Origin of the sequence: Crossiella sp. S99.2, assembly GCF_023094165.1 — a bacterium.
GTDB lineage: Bacteria > Actinomycetota > Actinomycetes > Mycobacteriales > Pseudonocardiaceae > Crossiella.
On the sequence record NZ_JALMDK010000010.1, the window covers coordinates 25,745 to 46,776 of the forward strand.

Consider the following 21,032-nt stretch of genomic DNA (forward strand, 5'->3'; position numbering starts at 1 on the left):
AGCCGCGCTACCTAAGCGGGGCGCGCACGGGGGTCCGGGCGCGCCAACAACTGGATCGAGTCCGGTACGCCTGGGCCTGAAGGACTAGGCTGAGCCGAAAGAGGGAAAACCACGGTTCGGGGCTGGTCAGTCCACCGGTTCCGCCGCTATGGCAACCACGTTGGGAGCAGCGTCACGTGTCCGGTTCCAAGGACTCCGCCGACATCACCCAGTTGACCACCGCGCACCTTCCTGCCGACTGGACCGAGCTGGACAAGCGCGCCGTCGACACGGCCAGGGTGCTCGCCGCCGACGCCGTGCAGAAGGTCGGCAACGGCCACCCCGGCACCGCGATGAGCCTGGCCCCCGCCGCGTACACGCTGTTCCAGCGGACCATGCGGCACGACCCCGCCGACCCGGACTGGCCGGGCCGGGACAGGTTCGTGCTCTCCTGCGGGCACTCCAGCCTCACCCTGTACATCCAGCTCTACCTCTCCGGCTACGGCCTGTCCCTGGACGACCTCAAGGCGCTGCGCACCTGGGGCTCGCTCACCCCCGGCCACCCGGAGTACCGGCACACCAAGGGCGTGGAGATCACCACCGGCCCGCTCGGCCAGGGCCTGGCCTCCGCGGTCGGCATGGCCATGGCCGCCCGCCGCGAGCGCGGCCTGTTCGACCCGGACGCCGCGCCCGGTGAGAGCCCGTTCGACCACCACATCTACGTGATCGCCTCCGACGGCGACATCGAGGAGGGCGTCACCTCCGAGGCGTCCTCGATCGCCGGTCACCAGCAGCTCGGCAACCTCGTGCTGATCTACGACGACAACCAGATCAGCATCGAGGACGACACCGCGATCGCGCTGTCCGAGGACGTGGCCAAGCGCTACGAGGCCTACGGCTGGCACGTGCAGACCGTGCTCGGCGGCGAGAACGTGGCGGGTCTCACCGCCGCGCTGGACGCGGCCAAGGCCGAGACCGGCAAGCCGTCGATCATCGTGCTGCGCACCATCATCGGCTTCCCCGCGCCGACCAAGCAGAACACCGGCAAGATCCACGGCTCCGCGCTGGGCGCCGAGGAGGTCGGCAAGGTCAAGGAGATCCTCGGCTTCGACCCCGAGCAGAGCTTCCAGGTCGGCGACGACGTCCTGGCGCACGCCCGCGAGGTCGTCAAGCGCGGCGAGGCCGCCAAGGCCGAATGGCTCAAGGGCTTCGACGCCTGGGCCGCGGCCAACCCCGAGCGCAAGGCGCTCTTCGACCGGCTGACCCGCCGCGAGCTGCCCGAGGGCTGGGCCGCCAAGCTGCCCACCTGGCCGGTGGACGCCAAGGGCGTGGCCACCCGCAAGGCATCCGGCGACACCCTCTCCGCCATCGGCGAGGTGCTGCCCGAGCTGTGGGGCGGCTCCGCCGACCTGGCCGAGAGCAACAACACCACCATCAAGGGCGCCGACTCCTTCGGCCCCGCCAGCACCGCGACCAAGGAGTGGAAGGCCACCCCGTACGGCCGGACGCTGCACTTCGGCATCCGCGAGCACGCCATGGGGTCCATCCTCAACGGCATCGCGCTGCACGGCCCGACGCTGCCCTACGGCGGCACCTTCCTGGTCTTCAGCGACTACATGCGCCCCGCGGTCCGGCTCGCCTCGATCATGAGCCTGCCGGTGACCTACGTGTGGACGCACGACTCCATCGGCCTGGGCGAGGACGGCCCGACCCACCAGCCGATCGAGCACCTCGCCGCACTGCGCGCCATCCCCGGTGTCGCGGTGCTGCGCCCGGCCGACGCGAACGAGACCGCGGCGGCCTGGAAGGCCACCCTGGAGAAGCGCTCCGGCCCGGTCGGCCTGGCGCTGACCCGGCAGAACGTGCCCACCCTTGACGGCACCGACGCCGAGGGCGTGGCCAAGGGCGGCTACGTGCTCGCCGAGGCCGAGGGCGGCGCGGCCAAGGTCGTGCTGATCGGCACCGGCTCCGAGGTGCAGATCGCGGTCGCCGCGCGGAAGATCCTGCAGGACGCCGGCGTTCCCACCAGGGTGGTGTCCATGCCGTGTGTCGAGTGGTTCGACCAGCAGGAGCAGAGCTACCGCGACCAGGTGATCCCGCCCGCGGTCAAGGCGCGGGTCGTGGTCGAGGCGGGTATCGCCCAGCCGTGGCACCGCTTCGCCGGGGACGCCGGGGAGATCGTCTCGATCGAGCATTTCGGCGCGTCGGCGGACTACCAGACGCTGTACCGCGAGTTCGGCCTGACCGATGACGCCGTGGTCGCCGCGGCGCAGCGCAGCATCGCGCGAGTGGAGGGAAACAAGTGACCGGCACGAACCCCCTGGCCGAGCTGAGCGAGGCCGGCGTCTCCATCTGGCTCGACGACCTGTCCAGGGACCGCCTGACCTCGGGCAACCTGGTGTCGCTGATCGAGAACCAGCACGTGGTGGGCGTGACCACCAACCCGACCATCTTCGCCGGCGCGCTGTCCAAGGGCAGCGCCTACGACGAGCAGGTCGGCGAGCTGGCCGCCCGCGGCGCCAGCCTGGACCAGACCGTGCGCGAGCTGACCACCACCGACGTGCGCAACGCCTGTGACGTCTTCCGCGGCGTCTACAGCGGCAGCGACGGCGTGGACGGCCGGGTCTCCATCGAGGTCGACCCGCGGCTGGCGCACGACACCGAGCGCACCATCGCCGAGGCGCTCGACCTGTGGAAGACCGTGGACCGGCCCAACCTGATGGTCAAGATCCCGGCCACCGTCGAGGGTCTGCCCGCCATCACCAAGGCGCTGTCCGAAGGCGTCAGCGTCAACGTCACGCTGATCTTCTCGGTGGCCCGCTACCTGGACGTCATGGACGCCTACCTGGCCGGGCTGGAGCAGGCCAAGGCCAACGGCCACGACCTGTCCACGATCTCCTCGGTCGCCTCCTTCTTCGTCTCCCGGGTCGACTCCGAGATCGACAAGCGCCTGGAGTCCAAGGGCACCCCCGAGGCGCAGGCGCTGCGCGGCCAGGCCGCCATCGCCAACGCCCGGCTCGCCTACGCCGCCTACGAGGACGTCTTCGGCTCCGCGCGCTGGCAGCGGCTGGAGCAGAACGGCGCCCGCCCGCAGCGGCCGCTCTGGGCCTCCACCGGGGTGAAGGACCCGAACTACTCCGACACCCAGTACGTGGACCAGCTGGTCGCGCCGAACGTGGTCAACACCATGCCGGAGAAGACCCTCTTCGCCGTCGCCGACCACGGCCAGATCATCGGCGACACCGTGCGCGGCACCGCCGAACAGGCCCAGGAACTCTTCGACGCGCTCGCCGAGGCCGGCATCGACGTGGACGACGTCTACGCCGTGCTGGAGCGCGAGGGCGTGGAGAAGTTCGAGAAGTCCTGGGAAGAACTGCTGCAGACCGTCACCGACCAGCTCGCACGCGCGAAGGGCTGACACCACACATGACCGAGCAGATCTCGGTTGAGATCGTCCACAGTGGACTGAACGCGGAAGCCGAACCCCTGGCGGCCCAGCTCGCCGAGGAGCAGGTCGCCAGCAAGCTCACCGCCCAGGACCCCACCCTATGGGGCCCGGAGGCCGAGCCCGAGTCGGCGATCCGGCTGTCCTGGACCACGCTGCACGAGACCTCCCGGCCACTGGTCGCCGAGATCCTCGCGCTGCGCGCCGAACTGCACGCCGAGGGCGTGGACCGGGTGGTCCTCGCGGGCATGGGCGGCTCCTCGCTCGCGCCCGAGGTCATCTGCGCGACCGCGGGTGTCGCCCTCGTCGTGCTGGACACCACCGATCCGGGTCAGGTCGCCGACGCGCTCGCCGGTGACCTCACCCGCACCGTGCTGGTGGTGTCCTCCAAGTCCGGCGGCACCGTGGAGACCGACAGCCACCGGCGGATCTTCGCCAAGGCCTTCGCCGCCAACGGCATCGAGGCCGCCCGGCGGATCGTCGTGGTCACCGACCCCGGCTCGCCGTTCCAGCAGCTGTCGGCGGATGAGGGCTACCGCAAGGTGTTCCTGGCCGACCCGCACGTCGGTGGCCGCTACTCCGCGCTGACCGCGTTCGGGCTCGTCCCGGCCGGTCTCGCGGGCGCGGACATCGGTGGGCTGCTCGACGAGGCGGCCGCGGCGGCGACCGTGCTGTCCCAGGACAGCGCGGACAACCCGGCGCTGCGGCTGGCCGCCGCCTTCGGCGCGGCACACGCCCGCGGCGCGGAGAAGGTGGTCATTACGTCAGCGGACTCCGCCAGCGGTGCTGGTTTGGCTGGCTTCGGCGACTGGGCCGAGCAGCTGGTGGCCGAGTCCACCGGCAAGAACGGCACCGGCCTGCTGCCGGTGGCGGTGGAAAGCCCCGACGCGGCCGGGTTCGCCGACGCCGGCGAGGACGCCACCACCGTGGGCATCGCCCCCGGCACGCCCAACGCCCAGCTCACCACCTCCGGACCGCTCGGCGGGCTGTTCCTGCTGTGGGAATACGCCACCGCGGTGGCCGGCCGGGTGCTCGGCATCAACCCGTTCGACCAGCCCGACGTGGAAGCGGCGAAGAAGGCGGCCCGCGCGCTGCTGGACGCGCCCACCTCCGCGCCGGCCACTCCGTCCTTTGTGGACGGTGCGGTGGAGGTGCACGCCGCCGGTGACTGGCTGCCCGCCGAGGCGGCCACCGTCGCCGACGCGGTGCGCGCGCTGGTCGCCGCCCTGCCCAAGCACGGCTACCTGTCGGTGCAGGCCTACCTGGACCGCCTCGACGACGCCTCCGCCGTGGTGCTGCGGCCGGTGCTGGCCGTGGTCACCGGGGTGCAGACCACCTTCGGCTGGGGCCCCCGGTTCCTGCACTCCACCGGGCAGTACCACAAGGGCGGGCACCAGAACGGGGCCTTCCTGCAGCTCACCGGCGTCAACGAGCAGGATCTCGAAGTGCCGGACCGGCCGTACACGCTCAGCGTGCTCCAGCTCGCACAGGCGCTGGGCGACGGATCGGTGCTCGCCGGGCACGGCCGTCCGGTGCTGCGCCTGCACCTGACCGACCGCGCCGCCGGCCTGGCCCAGGTCGTCAAGGCCGTACAGGAGGTCGGCGAATGAGCAGCCGGCAGTGGCAGAACCCGTTGCGGGACCCCAGGGACAAGCGACTCCCGCGCATCGCCGGCCCCTGCGGCCTGGTCATCTTCGGCGTCACCGGTGACCTGTCCCGCAAGAAGCTCATGCCCGCCATCTACGACCTCGCCAACCGCGGCCTGCTGCCGCCCGGCTTCGCGCTCACCGGGTTCGCCCGCCGCGACTGGGCCAACCAGGACTTCGAGCAGGTCGTCTACGAGGCGGTCAAACAGCACGCGCGCACGCCGTTCCGCCAGTCCGTGTGGGACCAGCTCGCCGAAGGCTGCCGGTTCGTGCAGGGCACCTTCGACGACGACGAGTCCTTCGACCGGCTCGCCGGGACCATCAAGGAACTCGACGAACAGCGGGGGACCGGCGGCAACCACGCCTTCTACCTGTCCATCCCGCCCGGCGCGTTCCCCACGGTCTGCAAGCAGCTGGCCCGCTCCGGGCTGTCCGCGCCCGAACCGGACCAGTGGCGGCGCGTGGTCATCGAGAAGCCGTTCGGCCACGACCTGGCCAGCGCACGGCAGCTCAACAAGATCGTCAACGAGGTCTTCCCCGAGGAGTCGGTGTTCCGCATCGACCACTACCTCGGCAAGGAGACCGTGCAGAACATCATGGCCTTGCGCTTCGCGAACCAGTTGTTCGAGCCGATCTGGAACGCCAACTACGTCGACCACGTGCAGATCACCATGGCCGAGGACATCGGCCTCGGCGGCCGCGCCGGGTACTACGACGGCATCGGCGCCGCCCGCGACGTCATCCAGAACCACCTCCTCCAGCTGCTCGCCCTGACCGCGATGGAGGAGCCCAGCTCCTTCGCGCCCAAGGACCTGCGCGCGGAGAAGGCCAAGGTGCTCGCCGCCACCGCGCCGATGGCCCCCCTGGCCGAGACCACCGCGCGCGGGCAGTACGTCGGCGGCTGGCAGGGCGGCCAGAAGGTCCCCGGCCTCCTGGAAGAAGGCGGCTTCGCCGAGGACTCGATCACCGAGACCTACGCGGCGATGACCGTGGAGGTCAAGAACCGGCGCTGGGCCGGCGTGCCCTGGTACCTGCGCACCGGCAAGCGCCTCGGCCGCCGCGTCACCGAGATCGCGGTGGTGTTCAAGCGCGCGCCGCACCTGCCCTTCGACTCCACCTCCACCGAGGAACTGGGGCAGAACGCGCTGGTCATCCGGGTCCAGCCGGATGAGGGCATCACCATGCGGTTCGGCTCCAAGGTGCCCGGCACCTCGATGCAGATCCGCGACGTCACCATGGACTTCGGCTACGGCCACGCCTTCACCGAGTCCAGCCCCGAGGCCTACGAGCGGCTGCTGCTGGACGTGCTGCTCGGCGAGCCCTCGCTGTTCCCGGTCAACGACGAGGTCGAGACCTCGTGGGAGATCCTCGAACCAGTGCTGAAGTTCTGGGCCGGTCAGGGCAGGCCCGAGCCGTACCAGGCGGGCACCTGGGGCCCGGAGTCGGCCGACGAGATGATGGCCCGCACCGGACGTCACTGGAGGCGACCGTGATCATCGACCTGCCCTCCACCACCACCTCGGCGGTCAACAAGAAGCTGGTCGACCTGCGCGAGCAGGGCGGCGCGGTCGCGCTCGGCCGGGTGCTGACCCTCGTCATCGTCACCGACGACGGGGAAAGCACCGAGGAGGCCATCGACGCGGCCAACGACGCCAGCCGCGAACACCCCTGCCGGGTGATCGTGCTGGCCCGCGGCGCCCGCAAGGCCGCGCCGCGGCTGGACGCGCAGATCCGGGTCGGCGGCGACGCCGGGGCCAGCGAGGTCATCGTGCTGCGCCTCTACGGCCCGCTCGCCGAGGAAGGGGCCAGCTGCACCATCCCGCTGCTCCTGCCCGACGCGCCGGTGGTCGCCTGGTGGCCCTCGGCCGCCCCGGCCATCCCGGCCCAGGACCCGATCGGCAAACTCGCCCAGCGCCGGATCACCGACTCCGCCGCCGAGCGCCACCCGATCAAGGCCCTGGAACAGCGCCGCAAGTCCTACACCGCCGGCGACACCGACCTGGCCTGGACCCGGCTGACCACCTGGCGGGCCGTGCTCGCCGCGGCCCTGGACCTGCCGCCGTACGAGAAGGTCACCGCGGCCACCGTCGCGGGCGCGGGCGACTCGCCGTCCACCGAACTGCTGGCGGCCTGGCTGGCCGCCAGCCTGAAGATCCCGGTGGAGCGGGCCAAGTCCCAGGACGGCCAGGGCATCTGCTCGGTCGTGCTGGAACGCCGCAGCGGCAAGGTCGAACTGGAACGGCCCGACGGCAAGGTCGGCGCGCTCACCCAGGCAGGTCAGCCCGAACGCCGGGTCGCGTTGCAGCGGCGCGAGGTCCGGGACTGCCTGGCCGAGGAACTGCGCAGGCTGGACCCGGACGAGATCTACGACGTCACGCTCAAGGGCCTGTCCAAGGTCGTCAAGTCCGCCGCCAAGCGGACCGTGACCAAGCCCAAGGCCGAGTCGAAGCCCGCCGAGGCCAAGCCGGCCGAAGTCAAGGCCGAGGCCAAGCCCGCCGCGAAGTCCGCGGAGGCCAAGCCCGCCGCCAAGGCCGAGGCGAAGCCGGACTCCAAGGCGAAGGCCGAAGCCAAGTCCGAGGCGAAGCCGAAGCGCGCGAAGAAGGCCGAAGCCTGATCCCGTTGTGCTGACACAACTGTGGCGGTCCCGCACCTCGCGGGACCGCCACAGTCGTCTTGTCAGGCCGCGGATTCCTCGGCCAGCCGGTCCATCCCGCTCTGGGTCTTCAACGGGATCGCCCGCAGGAACACCACCGCCACGACCACCAGCAACGCGATCGGCGCGGAGATCAGGAACAGCTCACCGGTGGCCGATCCGTACGCCTCCTGCACCACCTGCCGGGCGGACTCGCTCAGGTGCGCCAGGTTCGGCACCGACTCCCCGCCACCACCGGGCAGCGCGCCCGCCCCGAGCTTGCCGGCCACGTTGCTGGCCAGCACCGCGCCCAGCGCGCTGACCCCGATGGTGCCGCCCAGACTGCGGAAGAAGGACAGCACCGAGGTCGCCGTGCCCAGGTCCTTGGCGGGCACGTCGTTCTGCGCGGCCAGCACCAGGTTCTGCATCAGCATGCCCATGCCGACCCCGAGCAGCACCATGTAGCCGCCCAGCAGCACCAGGCTGGTGTGCGCGTCGATGGTGCCCAGCAGCCCCAGGCCTACCGTCATCATGGTGGCCCCGGCGACCAGGAAGTGCTTCCACCGCCCGGTTTTGCTGATCCGCTGACCGGCGATGGTGGAGGAGACCAGCATGCCCACGATCATCGGCAGGCTGAGCAGTCCGGCCACCGTCGGCGTGTGTCCCAGCGCGAGCTGGAAGTACTGGGAGAGGAACACGGTGCCGCCGAACATGGACACGCCGACCAGGAAGCTGGCCACCGTGGTCAGGGTGACGGTGCGGTTGCGGAAGATGGTCAGCGGCACGATCGGCTCGGCCGCCCGCGATTCCACGAACACGGCCAGCGCCAGGATCAGCAGTCCGCCGCCGAGCAGGCCCAGGGTGGCCCCGGACATCCACTCGAACTGCTTGCCCACCAGCGAGGACCACACCAGGGTGAGCGAGACACCCGCGGTGATCAGGAACGCGCCCAGGTAGTCGATCTTGACCTTGCGCCGGGCCACCGGCAGGTTCAGCGTGCGCTGCAACAGGATGATCGCGGCCACAGCCAGTGGCACGCCGATGAAGAAGCACCAGCGCCAGCCCAGCCAGGAGGTGTCCACCAGCACGCCGCCGATCAGCGGACCGGCCACCGTGCCGACCATGAACACCCCGCCGAACAGCCCGGAGTAGCGGCCCAGTTCCCGCGGCGACAGGATCGCGGCCATGATCACCTGCGCCAGCGCGGTGAGCCCGCCCGCGCCGATGCCCTGCGCGATCCGGCTGGCGATGAGCACGCCCATGCTGTCGGCGAACCCGGCCACCAGGGAGCCGATCACGAACAGGCCGAGCGAGAGCTGGATCAGCAGTTTCTTGCTGTAGAGGTCGGACAGCTTGCCCCACAACGGAACCGTGGCGGTCATGGCCAGCAGTTCGGTGGTCACCACCCAGGTGTAGCTGGCCTGCGAGCCACCCAGTTCGGAGATGATCCGGGGTAACGCGTTGGCCACCACGGTCGAGGCCAGGATCGCGACGAACATGCCCATCATCAGGCCGGACAGCGCTTGCAGCACCGCGCTCTTGTTCGTCGCCACGGACGCCTGTTCGGGCGCCGCCGCGGTTGTAGTCATCGGTTTGTCCTCAGTTCCCAGTGGAAATCGGTCACGTGGTCAGCCGCGCGGCGTCGCGTCGGCCGGCAGTGGGAGACCCGCGGCCAGGGCGGCGCAGGCGGCGTCGACGAGGTCGACAAGGGGTTCGGCGCCGCGCACGGCGTACCAGCGGCGCATGGCCGAGCGCCCCGCGGCGCCGAAGGTGTAGAGCACCAGCGCCGGGTACTGGTCGTCGGCCGGCAGTCCGCACCAGCGCGCGATGGCCTCGGTCAGCTGCTGCTCACCGGCGGACTCCAGCACCGCGGTGCGGGCCAGCAGTTGCGGGTTGTCGGTGAACACGGTCATCCGCAGCAGCCATTCGTCCCGGTCGGCGTCGATCCGCGCCAGGTCCGGCCGGGCGATCGCCAGCAGCCCCGCCAGCGGATCCGGCCCCACCGGCGTCTCCGCCAGCCGCTCCACCAGGCGGTCGATCCGGTGCCGGTGGTCGGGGTAGGGGGTGGACAGCGCGTCCTCTTTGGAGCCGAAGTAGTTGAAGAACGTGCGGGAGGAGACGCCGACCTCACCGGCGATGTCCTCGACCGTCACGTGGTCCAGCCCGCGCTCGGCGATCAGCCGCAACGCGGTCAGCGCGATCGTGCGGTGGGTCTCCTGCCGCTTGCGTTCCCGCAGTCCCGGCGGCCGGTCGGTGGTGGTCACCTCACCAAGGAACCAGAAAACTGCACAACGTGCAAAGTTTCAGACTGTGAAGCAGACGACAACGCCCCCCGGCCCAACCGGACCAGGGGGCGCTGTGCTGAAGTCGATCAGCCCACCAGTAGCACCTTCCCCGTGGTGCGCCGCCCCTGGAGGTCCTCATGCGCCTGCCGGGCTTCGCTGAGGGCGTACCGCGCGCCGACCCGGATGTTCAGCGACCCGTCGGCCACTCCCGAGAGCACCTCGGCGGACCGCCACAGCAGTTCCTCGCGGTTGGCGGTGTAGTGCCCGAGGCTGGGCCGGGTGACATAGACCGATCCGGCCTGGTTGAGCCGCTGCAGGTCAACCGGCGGAACCTGCCCGCTGGCCGCGCCGTAGAGGGCGAGCACTCCCCGCGGCCGCAAACTGGCCAGACTGGCGTCGAAGGTCGTCGCCCCCACCCCGTCGTACACCACGGCCACCCCGCGCCCACCGGTCAGCGCACGAGCCTGCTCAGCCACATCGGCCTCGGTGTACCGGATGATCTCGTCCGCCCCGGCCTCCCTGGCCAGCTTCTCCTTCTCCGCGGTGGACACGGTCCCGATCACCCGCCCACCCTTGGCCTTGACGAACTGGGTGAGCAGCAACCCCATCCCACCCGCCGCCGCGTGCACCAGCACGTCATCCCCGGCCTGCACCGGATAGGTCGAGGTGGTCAGGTAATGCGCGGTCATCCCCTGCAACATCGAACTCGCCGCCACCACCAGGTCAACCCCATCCGGCACCGGCACCACAGCCGAAGCGGGCACAGCGGCCAGCTCCGCATAAGACCCGATCGCCGAGGCCCACGCCACCCGGGCCCCCACCCCGAACTCGGTCACCCCATCCCCGACGGCGACAACCTCACCCGCACCCTCAAGACCAGGCGTGAAGGGCAACGGCACCGGATACACCCCGGTCCGGTGGTAGGTGTCGATGTAGTTGACCCCACTGGCCGCCACCCGCACCAGCAACTCCCCGGGACCGGCCACCGGATCGGCCACCTCAGCCGCCACCAGCACCTCGGGGCCACCGTATGCCTGCACCTGCACTGCGCGCATGAAACCCGCACCTCTCGCGTGATCTTCCCGGTCACTGTTGCCAACAGAACCGGTCACGGACGTGTTCCCACCGGCCGGATTTCGCCCTCGGGCCAGCTAGAGTGACCCGGGTGAGTGAGCCTTCGAAGGCCGCGGTCGCCGCCGCCACCGCGTTTGTCGCTGCCCACGGCAAGTCCGCCCGAGCCGTGGTGGAGAACATCGGCCGAGCCGGCGTCCGAGTAGTCCTGGTAGGCGACGACGGCGCCCTGGGCGACGTCATCGTCCCCGACATGGCCACTGGCGAGGCCCTGGTAGCCAAGGTCGAGGGCCTCGACGGCCACGACTGGGACCGCGAGACCATCGCCGCCACCAAGATCGGCCCCGCCCACCGCAAGAAGATGGCAGGCCCCCGAGCCCGCGGCTAGCTCCCCAGCCCACCCCACCGGCGACGGCGGCCCACCCGCCGCCCTCGCCAAACCAAGCCGCCTCCGGCTGCCTGCCCCAAGCCAACTCGTGCCCCGGCGCGCCACCACCCGGCCCCGCCCCGCGCCCCGCGTGCTGCCGCCCGGCCGCCAGTGCGTGGTCCCGGCCCCCGGGCTCACGCTCTGCGCGCCGTCACCAGCTCCCAGCTTCGGCTCCCGCTCCCGCGATCACTTCCGCACACCCAGGCAGCTTCATTGCTACCATCTCTTCAGTTCCAACTGAAAGAGATGCGGAGGTTCGCGGTGTCCGATGTCAGCCGTACCGGTGGTCGCCAGCCGTCCGATTGGATCGAATCGTTCGCGGCCAGGTTCGAAGCCCAAGAGGGCATGCCCCTCATCGCCGGCCGGATCCTGGGCTTCCTGCTGATCTGCGACCCGCCCGAGCGCACCGCCGCCGAACTGTCCGCAGCCCTCTCCGCCAGCAGCGGGTCGGTGAGCACCAACGTCCGGCTGCTCATGGCCCGCGGTCTGGTCAGCAAGACCACCCGCCGGGGCCGCGAGGCCGCGGTCTACGAGGTCCGCGCCCAGGCGTGGGCCGAGGTCATGCTCCGCCGCCTGGAGGCCGTCGCCGCGGTCAACGAACTGACCCACGAGGGCTTGCGCCTGCTCAGCGGCCAGGGCGATCGCGCCCAGCGGCTGCGCACCGTGGACGCCTACTACCGCTGGCTGGCCACCGAGGTCGCCGAACTGCCCGCCAAGTGGTCGGCCGCCAAACCGCGCTGACCGCGATCCCCGGTCGCCGCCCACATGTTCGCCATCCCCACCGTCACCAGCGCCGCCCCAAGCACGTGGAAGATCACCAGTACCTCGGGCACGCCCGTGAGGTACTGGATCATGCCCACCGACCCCTGCGCGAGCACCACGGCGATCAGCCACCAGTAGGCCCGCCACACTCCACTCGGCGCCGACACCGCCCGCAACGCGAACGCGAACGCGATCAACAGCCCGAGGAAGAGGAACAGCAGGTCGGCGTGCGCCTGTGCCAGCCCGGACACCGAGGCGTTGAGCCGGGCGGTCGCGGCATCACCCGCGTGCGGACCGGCCCCGGTGAGCATGGTGCCCACCACCAGCACCCCGACCAGCACCACCGTGCTGACCACCAGCAACTGTCGCAACGCCGCCGGGATCAGTGGCTGCACCGGCGCGTCGGTCTCCCGCTGCGACCGGACCAGCAGCACGGCCAGCCACACCAGCACCATCGAGACCAGGAAGTGCCCGGCCACGGTCCACCACACCAGCCCGGCCAGCACGGTGATCCCGCCGATCACGCCCTGGCTGATGGTGCCCGCCAGGGTGTAGGCGGCCAGCCGGGTCAGGCGCCGGCGCCGCGGCCGGTGCAGCCAGGCCAGCACGAAGCAGGCCAGCGCGACCATGCCGACCACTCCGCTGAGCAGCCGGTTCCCGAACTCGATCCACTGGTGGAACCAGGCGAACTCGGGGTGCTCGATCGGCACCAGGCTGCCCGGGAAGCAGTTCGGCCAGGTAGGGCAACCCAAACCAGACCCGGTCACCCGCACCACCGACCCGGTGACCGCGATGACGACCTGCAACACCAGGTTCGTCACCAGGACGCTCCTGGTCAGCTTCTGCGACGGTCCCGACTCGGGCGCGGGGGTGTCGGTGGAGGGTTCGGCGGAGTTAGCGGCCACGGCCCCTGATGGTAGGCCGCCCCAGCCCGGCACCTGTCGCCGGGCTACGTAACCTGGTCAGGGCACCCAGCCTTCAGCGCCGCCGGAACCACCCGTTGGCACTCGGCGTGAACATCAAGACGAGTGCCCCGAACACCGCCGCGATGTGCAACGCGCGCACCACCGCGAACACCAGGAACCCGGCATCGGCCCCGGCGAACAGCGCCACCGGGTCGTTGCCCGCGGCCAGCCACGAGATCGGCTCCACCACCAGCGACAGTGTCCCCGCCACCCCCAGCAGCAAGGCCAGCGCGACCCGCGCCCAGCCCCGCCCCCGGCGGAAGGCCAGGATGAGCGGCACCAGGATCGCCGTCACCACCACCCGGATCCCCACCGGCACCACAGCTTCGTCCACCGTCGGCTGGTGCTCGAGCACCCCGAGCACGGTCTCGGCCACCCCGGCGCCCACCGCGGCCAGCCACAACGCGGCGGAGTACCGGACGGAGGTGGGTGCGACCCGCGAGTCGAGCAGCGTCTGTGTCATGCCCGGAACTCTGCTCCGCGAGCCGCGCGGAGTCAGGGGTCCCAGGCACCGCGCTGGCAGGTGGAGAAAACCCCCGTGCGATCAGGGATTCTCGCCCACTGGCGCCTGTGCGATGCACAGGACACACGGCATTCCCACACTTCGAGGTTCCACCACGGTCGTCGGTGCCCGATGCCCGCACAGCGCGGTCAACTCGGCAGGCGGCCGCCGCGGATCAAGCCCCCTGACAATGAAGGCATGCACCTGGCGGTCCCGCCAGGACCGCCACCACGCCAGGTCGTCCACGGTAACCACTGCCCTGCCTCCATTCGGTCGCCCGCCGATGTGACGACCGGAGGACACGCGAATGACGTTGCCTCCCAAGGTTCTCTAGGTGGCACCCGGCCAGTGTCGGTCAGGAGCCGGTGCGGAGTCGGGTGGTCAGTTCGGTCCAGCGGCGGGCTTCGGCGTGGTCCGCCGGCGTGACCTCCAGGGGTAATCGCTTCTTCTTCGTGTAGGCCGACAGTCGGCCGGCCGGTGGCTCGGCCAGCAGGGTCAGGATCGGGGTGAGTGCCTGCTCCGGGGTGGGGGCCAGACGGAACAGGACCCGGGTGAGCGCCCGGTGGGCGGGGGAGAGGTCGCCGGAGAGGCTGCTGCGCACGAACAGCGGGTTGTAGAGGACGTACTTCAGCCTGGGCTCGGCCTTGATGAGCGCCAGGCCGGAGAGTTCGTTGGCGCGGCGGCTCTGCTGGTTGGCGGCGCGCCAACTGTAGGTCTCGGCCAGGGTGAGATCGTCCCACTGCATAGCGGTCTTGGGGGCGCCGGGGACCGCGGTGTTGATGATCACCGGGCGGGTGGTCGCGCTCAGTCGGGGGAGTAGCGCGGTGGCCAGGACGTGGCGGCTCAGGGCATAGAGGGCCAGGTTGTGCTCGATGCCCTCGGTGGTCAGGGTGCGGCTGCGGACCACGTGGGCGGCCGCGAGGAACAGGGTGTCGATCTGGGGGTGCCGCTCGGCGATGTGCGCGGCGACCCGGTCGTTCTCCGCGATCAGTCGCAGGTCCGCCTGGACGAAGTGCGCGCGGCCGGGCGCACTGGCCGCCAACGCCTCGAACTTGCCCGCGTCCCGGCCGATCACCACGACTGTTTCGCCTGCTCGGAGCTGGTGCGCGGCCAGCGCCCTGCCCAGACCGTCGGTGCCACCGGAGATCACTGTGGTGCCCATGTCCACCTCCCGTTTGCAATAGGAGCGGTTGCTCCGTATATTCAACGTAGCAGAGACGGAGCAGACGTTCCAGTTGCTGACTAGAATGGAGTCATGAGTGCGGCGGACAGTGCGGGAGCCAGACCACTACGGGCCGACGCGGCGCGGAACCGGGCCCAGATCCTCGGCGCGGCCACGGAGGCGTTCCGGGACCGTGGGCTCGAGGTGGATGTCCGGGAGATCGCCCGGCTGGCTGATGTGGGCATGGGCACTCTGTATCGGCATTTCAGCACCAAGAAGTCGCTGGTCGAGGCGGCGCTGGAAGCGAAGATCGTGGAGTGGGAGCAGCGTGCCGCCGCTGCTCGTGCCGCAGCCGGTGCGTGGCAGGGACTTCGTGCCCTTATCGAGCACACCGTCGAGCTGATGGCCGCCAACCGGGCGTTCCTGGACGGCCTGGCGGTGGAGGAGTCCGCGGTCGAGGCATGCCAGTCGCACCTGCGGCAGTCCCTGGGTGACCTGGTCGACCGCGCGCACCGGGAAGGTTCGCTACGGGCCGATGTCAGCGCCGGTGACATCGGGTTGTTCGTGCTCTCCTTCGGTCCGATCGTGCTGGCCACCAAGGCTTCCGAGCCGGAAGCCTGGCGTCGGCTGCTGGCGGTGTTGCTGGACGGCCTGCGGGTGGCATGAGCGCCCGTTATGGCGGGCATGAGCACTAAGCGTTGGACTCATCGGCGGGCTGAGCTGAAGATCGTCCTATGAGCACACTGGGGAAGGTCGCACTGGTCGTCGGAGCCAACGGCGTCATCGGCGGCAATCTGGTCGAGCACCTGCTCGGACTGGGCGATTGGGAGGTCATCGGGCTGTCCCGGCGGGGCGGCGCCGATCGGGAGCGGCTGCGCTATCTCGCGGTTGATCTGCTGGATCCGGCGGACACCAGGGAGAAGCTGGCCGGGCTCGGCTCGGTGACGCATGTCTTCTACGCCGCCTACCAGGACCGGCCGAGCTGGGCGGAACTGGTGGCGCCGAACCTGGCCATGCTGGTCAACGTCGTCGAGGCGATCGAGCCGGTCGCGACCGGTCTTGAGCACATCAGCCTCATGCAGGGCTACAAGGTCTACGGCGCGCACCTCGGCCCGTTCAAGACCCCGGCCCGTGAGGACGACGCCGGCCACATGCCGCCGGAGTTCAACGTGGACCAGCAGGACTTCCTGGTTCGGCAACAGGAAGGTAAGAGCTGGACCTGGTCGGCCATCCGCCCGTCGGTGGTCGCCGGATTCGGTCTCGGCAACCCGCTGAACCTGGCCATGGTGATCGCGGTGTACGCCTCGATCTCCAAGGAACTCGGTCTGCCACTGCGTTTCCCCGGCAAACCGGGCGCCTACGACGCGCTGCTGGAGATGACCGACGCGGGGTTGCTGGCCGAGGCAACCGTCTGGGCGGCAACGGATCCGGCCTGCGCCAACCAGGCGTTCAACATCAACAACGGCGACCTGTTCCGGTGGAGCGAACTGTGGCCGAAGATCGCCGAGTTCTTCGAGCTGCCGGTCGCGCCGCCGCTGCAGATGTCGCTGGAAACGGTGATGGCGGACAAGGAACCGTTGTGGGACCGGATGACCGAGGCGCACGGTCTGGCCGGCCACAGCTACCGCGAGGTGTCCTCGTGGGCCTTCGGGGACTTCGTGTTCTCGTGGGACTACGACATGTTCGCCGACGGATCCAAGGCCCGCCGGTTCGGGTTCCACCGATACGTGCAGACCGAGCACATGTTCTTTGACATCTTCACAGAGATGCGCAAGCGGCGGGTCATTCCGTGACCCGGCCGAAGTACTGGCCGGGCGGCACGCCGACCGCGGCCCGGAAGGCCGCGACGAAGGCGCTGACGCTCTCGTAGCCGACGCGTCTGGCCACTGTGGACACCGCGCTTCCGTGTGCCAGCAACGGAAGCGCGGCCTGGATCCGCAGCTGGGTGCGCCACCGGCCGAAGGGCAGGCCGGTCTCGGCCCGGAACAGCCGGGCCAGGGTCCGTTCACTGGCGCCGACCTGGCGGCCCCAGTCCCGCAGGGTCCGCGGGTCGGCCGGATCGGCGGTCAGGGCCGCGGCGACGGCCCTGGTCCGCGGATCGCGTGGGCCGGGCACCGCCAGGGTGGTCACCGGCAGTGGCTCCAGCAGGTCGAACACCACCGCCTCGGCGCGGGCGCGGGCCTGTGGGGCTAGGGATTCCCGGCCCAGGTAGGGAATCAGCTCGCGCAGCAGTGGCGAGGCGGCGACCACCGTCGGCCTCGACCACCGCGCGGGCCAGCCCGGCGGGCACACCGCGGGGTCCAGGTAGAGGCTGCGCATGACCGCGCTGCCGATCGCGGCGGTGCTGTGCCCGATCCCGGCGGGCAGCCACAGCGCGCGGTTGGTCGGCAGCACCCAGGTGCCATCCGGTGTCGTCACCGCCAGGACTCCGGTGGCGGCCCAGGCGAGTTGGTGCACCGGGTGCAGGTGCCAGTCGAAGCGGGTGCCCAGCCGTAACTCGAAGCTGCCCACCAGCACCGCGCCCGAGGCGGGCACGAGCAGCGGCAGAGCCTGTGGCCCTGCGGGCTGTCCGGATGGCGACATCAGTTGTCAGGCTAGCTCGTAGCGGACACCCGCGGCGGTTCCTAGGGTCGCAACCATGCCGATGAACCTGTGTCACCGTTGGTTGTGCCGTTCGGACCGGTGGGCCCGGAGGGTGGCCCGCGACATCATCCCGTGGGCACTGGACGGCGTCGATCTGGGCGCCGATGTGCTCGAGATCGGCCCCGGCTACGGCGCGACCACCGTGGCACTGGCCACCCGGACGCCCCAGCTGACCGCGGTGGAGATCGATCCGGAGCTGGCACGCGGGCTGCGGGCGCGGCTGGGTGGCCAGGTGCAGGTGATCGAGGGTGACGGGACGGCGATCCCGTTGCCGGACAACAGCTTCACCGGGGTCGGCAGCTTCACCATGCTGCATCACGTGCCGTCGGTGGCGTTGCAGGACCGGCTCTTCGCCGAGGCGTTCCGGGTGCTGCGACCGGGTGGGACCTTCGCCGGGATAGACGGGGTGCCCAGCCTGGGCTTCCGGCTCGGCCACCTCTACGACACCTATGTCCCGGTCAACCCGGACACCCTGGCGCCACGGCTGCGGACCGCCGGGTTCACCGACATCTGGCTGACCGTGGTGCCCGGCCGCTCATTCCGGTTCCGCGCTCGCAAACCCTTGGTGTGACAGGCGTCTACGGCTGCCGGGGCAGTTCGCGGAGTCCGGCGACCAGGGCGCGGACGCCGAACTCGAAATAGCCCTCCAGGTCCGCGCTGGTGATCACGTGCGCGGCCGCGGCCAGCCGGGGGTAGTCCTCGGTGGCCAGGGCCCGGTGCAGGGACTCGACATCGGCGGCCAGCCGGTCATCGCCGGCCTGTTCCTCCAGGGTGTGGCCGATGACGAAGCGGATGACGGTGAACGAGGCCCGCACCGCGTCCTCCGCGGTGAAACCCGCCGCGGTCAGCACGCCGACAAAGGTGTCGGCGAACCCCAGGGTGTTGGGGCCGGTGGTCCGGGTGCCCGCGTAAACCCGCGCGCCATCGCGATGCCGCAGCAGCGCCAGGCGCATCCGGCGGGCGAGTTCGGTGACCTGGGCCTGCCAGTCCGGACCGGTCGGCCAAGGCTCGGCGCAGCCGTGCAGCATCCGCTCGGCCATCGCGGTGAGCAGGGCCGGTTTGTCCGCGAAGTAGCCGTAGAGGGTGCCGACCTGCACGTCCAGGGCTGCCGCCAGACGGCGCATGGTCAGCGCGTCCAGGCCCTCGGCGTCCAGCACCGCCAGCGCGGTGGTCACGGCCCGCTCCTGATCGATCCGCGGTGGCCGTCCGCGCGGTTTGCGGGCCGGGGCGGTGTTTGACGGACCGGTCATGGCGGAGCACACTAGCAACAGTTAAATGAACACTGTTCAGAAATTGTTGCGGAGGGGTGCTCGTGAACGTCGACGTCGTGGTGGCCGGGGCGGGTCCGACCGGATTGATGCTGGCCGGTGAGCTGGCACTGGCCGGAGTCCGGGTGCTGGTGCTGGAACGCAGGGAGGCGCCGCAGCGGGATTCGCGGGCGCTGAGCCTGCATCCGCGCAGCGTGGAGCTGATGGACCTGCGGGGCATCGCGGAAGGGTTCCTGGCGCGTGGGCGGCCGGTGCCGGGCTGGCACTTCGCCGGATTGCCCACCGGGCTGAACTTCGCGGACCTGGACTCGCCGCACCCGTACTCGTTGTTCCTCGCCCAGTCCCACACCGAGGAACTGCTCGCGGAGCGGGCCGCGGAACTTGGCGTGCGGCCGCGGCGCGGGCATGCCGTCACCGGACTGCGGCAGGACGTCGACGGCGTGGACGTCGAGGTGCGCGGGCCGGACGGGGACTACCTCGTGCGGGCCGGGTTCGTAGTGGGCTGTGACGGCGGGCGGAGTGTGGTGCGGCAGGCGGGCGGCATCGGATTCCCGGGCAGTGACAGCACGTTCTCCGCGATGCTCGGCGACTTCGCGCAGGTCGGGCCGGAGGCGGTGCGGCGGGCGGGCGAACACGGCGTGCTGGCCGCGCCGCTGGGCAACGGGGCGACCCGGTTCGTGCTGCCGGACGCCGAGCGGATGCGGGTCCCGGTGTCCGAACCGGTGACCGAGGCGGAGTTCCTGGCCGCGTTGCGCCGGGCGACCGGATCCACCCTCGGGGTGGCGCAACCGCGCTGGCTGTCCCGGTTCGGCAACGCCACCCGGCTGGCCGACCGATACCGCAATGGGCGGGTGCTGGTGGCCGGGGACGCCGCGCACATCCACTTCCCGGCGGCGGGGCAGGGGCTCAACGTCGGGCTGCAGGACGCGATGAACCTGGGCTGGAAGCTGGCCGCCGAGGTCAAGGGCTGGGCGCCGGCGGGATTGCTGGACAGCTATCACGCCGAGCGGCATCCGGTGGGGCAACAGGTTGTGGACAACACGATGGCCCAGACGCTGTTGCTGGAACTGATGCTGATGCCGGAGTACCGGCGGCCGGTGGCGGCGTTGCGGGCGGTGCTGGATGACCTGCTCGGGATCGAGGAGGTCAACCTCCGGCTGGCGGGACGGATCTCGGCGCTGGACACGCGGTACGGGACGGCGGCGGAACCGCTGGTGGGCGCGCGGATGCCGGATGTCGTGGTGGGGGCGGGCCGCCGGGTCTACGAGCTGGTGCGCGACGGGCGGTTCGTGTTGCTGGACTTCGCCGGGGACGGGGAGGTCGCCAGGTGGGCGGATCGGGTGCGCGGGGTGCGGGCGCGGGTGCCTGCTGGGCATCCGGCCCTGGACGGGGTCCGCGCGGTGCTCGTGCGACCGGACGGGCATGTGGCCTGGGTGTCCCGGAGCGAGGCGGGCGCCGGGCGGGAGGAGGCGCTGCGCGAGTGGGTGGGTGCGCCTGCCGAGGTGGTGGCTTGAGGCCGGAGCGGGCCTGGCCGCGGGTTGGGTGTGGCGGTCCGCTGGCTCGCTGACTGGCCGGGTCGGGCGGCAGTGGCGGTTGGCGCGTCAGGGCGTGGGCTTGTGGCGGTTGTAGTGGCGGGCGGCGCGGGCCCGGTTGCCGCAGGTGGTGGAGCACCATTCGCGGCGGGGGTGGTCCTTGGTGAAGTAGACGACGCAGGCGGGGGCCAGGCAGGCCTGCAACGGTGCGGCGGTGAGCACCGGGATGGCCTGGGTGGCGATGCCGGCCAGGATGCGCGCGGCGGGGCTGCCCTTGCTGGTGGTGGTACTGCCCAGGGTGTGGCCGGTCAGGGTCAGTTGGGGGCTGGCCGGGGACTGGGTGATGGCGCGGTTGACGGCGATCACGGCCTGGGCCGGGGTGAGTGGGCTGGTGGTGGCGCGGACACGGGGGTCCTCGGTGCGGTGCGCGGCGAGGCGGCGCAGGGCAGCGCGCAGAGTGAGGAAGTGCGGGATAGCGTTCTCGGTGATCCGTTGGGCTGTGGCGTCGTCGTGCACGGCAGCGAGCCAGCCGCGGAGTGAGTCCAGGGTGGCCAGGGTGTCGTGCACACCGGTGCGGTCGGCCCAGACGGTGTTCATCAGGTGTACCGGGAGCGGCTCACCGGGAAGTAGCACGTTCTCACGGTAGCAGTGGGTTGATTCCGTGAGAAGTTCGTGGTTCTGTTCTCACGTCAGAAACGTGGTTTATCCGTTAG

General features: G+C 70.8%; 20 protein-coding genes. 11 read left to right on the forward strand and 9 right to left on the reverse strand.

All coding sequences use genetic code 11. From position 1 onward, the window contains the following. The first annotated feature begins 176 nt into the window (after nt 1-176). The 5 genes from tkt to opcA are packed head-to-tail and all read left to right on the forward strand — an operon-like array spanning nt 177 to nt 7,684. A complete protein-coding gene (gene tkt / locus MZC64_RS32675; RefSeq protein ID WP_247763415.1) occupies nt 177-2,285 on the forward strand; it encodes a transketolase in 2,109 nt (702 codons plus the stop codon). After that, nucleotides 2,282-3,397: a transaldolase gene (gene tal, locus MZC64_RS32680; protein ID WP_247763416.1), complete on the forward strand. Its 1,116-nt coding sequence runs from the start codon at nt 2,282-2,284 to the stop codon at nt 3,395-3,397. Before tkt ends, tal begins: the two co-directional genes overlap by 4 nt. An 8-nt stretch (nt 3,398-3,405) precedes the next feature. Beyond that, a complete protein-coding gene (locus tag MZC64_RS32685) occupies nt 3,406-5,034 on the forward strand; it encodes a glucose-6-phosphate isomerase (RefSeq protein ID WP_247797769.1) in 1,629 nt (542 codons plus the stop codon). Next, nucleotides 5,031-6,563, forward strand: a complete 1,533-nt coding sequence (gene zwf / locus MZC64_RS32690; RefSeq protein ID WP_247763418.1) for a glucose-6-phosphate dehydrogenase — start codon at nt 5,031-5,033, stop codon at nt 6,561-6,563. Before MZC64_RS32685 ends, zwf begins: the two co-directional genes overlap by 4 nt. Beyond that, complete coding sequence (gene opcA / locus MZC64_RS32695) at nt 6,560-7,684, forward strand: glucose-6-phosphate dehydrogenase assembly protein OpcA (protein WP_247763419.1); 1,125 nt, start codon at nt 6,560-6,562, stop codon at nt 7,682-7,684. Before zwf ends, opcA begins: the two co-directional genes overlap by 4 nt. A 62-nt stretch (nt 7,685-7,746) precedes the next feature. Here the strand turns inward: opcA and MZC64_RS32700 are convergent, their stop codons facing one another. The 3 genes from MZC64_RS32700 to MZC64_RS32710 all read right to left on the reverse strand — a co-directional run bounded on the left by MZC64_RS32700 (nt 7,747) and on the right by MZC64_RS32710 (nt 11,042). Continuing rightward, nucleotides 7,747-9,291 (reverse strand): MDR family MFS transporter, encoded by a 1,545-nt coding sequence (locus MZC64_RS32700; protein ID WP_247763420.1) that lies wholly within the window; start codon nt 9,289-9,291, stop codon nt 7,747-7,749. 39 nt (nt 9,292-9,330) lie between these two features. Next, nucleotides 9,331-9,966 carry a TetR/AcrR family transcriptional regulator gene (locus MZC64_RS32705; RefSeq protein ID WP_247763421.1) on the reverse strand — a complete coding sequence of 212 codons (636 nt, stop codon included), beginning with the start codon at nt 9,964-9,966 and terminating at the stop codon, nt 9,331-9,333. Nucleotides 9,967-10,073: 107 nt separating this feature from the next. Further along, nucleotides 10,074-11,042: a quinone oxidoreductase gene (locus MZC64_RS32710; protein ID WP_247763422.1), complete on the reverse strand. Its 969-nt coding sequence runs from the start codon at nt 11,040-11,042 to the stop codon at nt 10,074-10,076. A gap of 110 nt (nt 11,043-11,152) precedes the next feature. On the opposite strand from MZC64_RS32710, the gene MZC64_RS32715 reads away from it, so the two are divergent. Beyond that, nucleotides 11,153-11,446 (forward strand): hypothetical protein, encoded by a 294-nt coding sequence (locus MZC64_RS32715; protein ID WP_247763423.1) that lies wholly within the window; start codon nt 11,153-11,155, stop codon nt 11,444-11,446. Between the two features lie 384 nt (nt 11,447-11,830). Further along, a complete protein-coding gene (locus MZC64_RS32720; protein WP_247763424.1) occupies nt 11,831-12,226 on the forward strand; it encodes a MarR family transcriptional regulator in 396 nt (131 codons plus the stop codon). Here MZC64_RS32720 and MZC64_RS32725 read toward each other — a convergent pair. From MZC64_RS32725 to MZC64_RS32735, 3 genes are all read right to left on the reverse strand, one after another. After that, nucleotides 12,160-13,152, reverse strand: a complete 993-nt coding sequence (locus MZC64_RS32725) for a COX15/CtaA family protein (protein WP_247763425.1) — start codon at nt 13,150-13,152, stop codon at nt 12,160-12,162. The genes MZC64_RS32720 and MZC64_RS32725 overlap by 67 nt on opposite strands. 73 nt (nt 13,153-13,225) lie before the next feature. Then, entirely contained in the window at nt 13,226-13,675 is a 450-nt protein-coding gene (locus MZC64_RS32730) for a hypothetical protein (RefSeq protein WP_247763426.1), read from the reverse strand. 394 nt (nt 13,676-14,069) lie between these two features. Next, nucleotides 14,070-14,876 (reverse strand): SDR family NAD(P)-dependent oxidoreductase, encoded by an 807-nt coding sequence (locus tag MZC64_RS32735; RefSeq protein WP_247763427.1) that lies wholly within the window; start codon nt 14,874-14,876, stop codon nt 14,070-14,072. Between the two features lie 93 nt (nt 14,877-14,969). On the opposite strand from MZC64_RS32735, the gene MZC64_RS32740 reads away from it, so the two are divergent. After that, complete coding sequence (locus MZC64_RS32740; RefSeq protein ID WP_247763428.1) at nt 14,970-15,542, forward strand: TetR/AcrR family transcriptional regulator; 573 nt, start codon at nt 14,970-14,972, stop codon at nt 15,540-15,542. A 68-nt stretch (nt 15,543-15,610) separates the two neighbouring features. Beyond that, entirely contained in the window at nt 15,611-16,669 is a 1,059-nt protein-coding gene (locus tag MZC64_RS32745) for an SDR family oxidoreductase (RefSeq protein WP_247763429.1), read from the forward strand. On the opposite strand, the gene MZC64_RS32750 is transcribed toward MZC64_RS32745, so the two are convergent. After that, nucleotides 16,659-17,459: a helix-turn-helix transcriptional regulator gene (locus tag MZC64_RS32750; RefSeq protein ID WP_247763430.1), complete on the reverse strand. Its 801-nt coding sequence runs from the start codon at nt 17,457-17,459 to the stop codon at nt 16,659-16,661. The genes MZC64_RS32745 and MZC64_RS32750 overlap by 11 nt on opposite strands. A 61-nt stretch (nt 17,460-17,520) precedes the next feature. Here MZC64_RS32750 and MZC64_RS32755 point away from each other — a divergent pair, with 61 nt between their 5' ends. Beyond that, a complete protein-coding gene (locus tag MZC64_RS32755) occupies nt 17,521-18,090 on the forward strand; it encodes a class I SAM-dependent methyltransferase (protein WP_374205815.1) in 570 nt (189 codons plus the stop codon). Nucleotides 18,091-18,097: 7 nt separating this feature from the next. Here MZC64_RS32755 and MZC64_RS32760 read toward each other — a convergent pair whose 3' ends face one another. Next, a complete protein-coding gene (locus MZC64_RS32760; RefSeq protein WP_247763432.1) occupies nt 18,098-18,769 on the reverse strand; it encodes a TetR/AcrR family transcriptional regulator in 672 nt (223 codons plus the stop codon). Nucleotides 18,770-18,831: 62 nt separating this feature from the next. On the opposite strand from MZC64_RS32760, the gene MZC64_RS32765 reads away from it, so the two are divergent. Continuing rightward, entirely contained in the window at nt 18,832-20,301 is a 1,470-nt protein-coding gene (locus MZC64_RS32765; RefSeq protein ID WP_247763433.1) for an FAD-dependent monooxygenase, read from the forward strand. Between the two features lie 87 nt (nt 20,302-20,388). Here MZC64_RS32765 and MZC64_RS32770 read toward each other — a convergent pair whose 3' ends face one another. Continuing rightward, a complete protein-coding gene (locus MZC64_RS32770) occupies nt 20,389-20,952 on the reverse strand; it encodes a CGNR zinc finger domain-containing protein (RefSeq protein ID WP_308301095.1) in 564 nt (187 codons plus the stop codon). Nucleotides 20,953-21,032 lie beyond the last annotated feature (80 nt).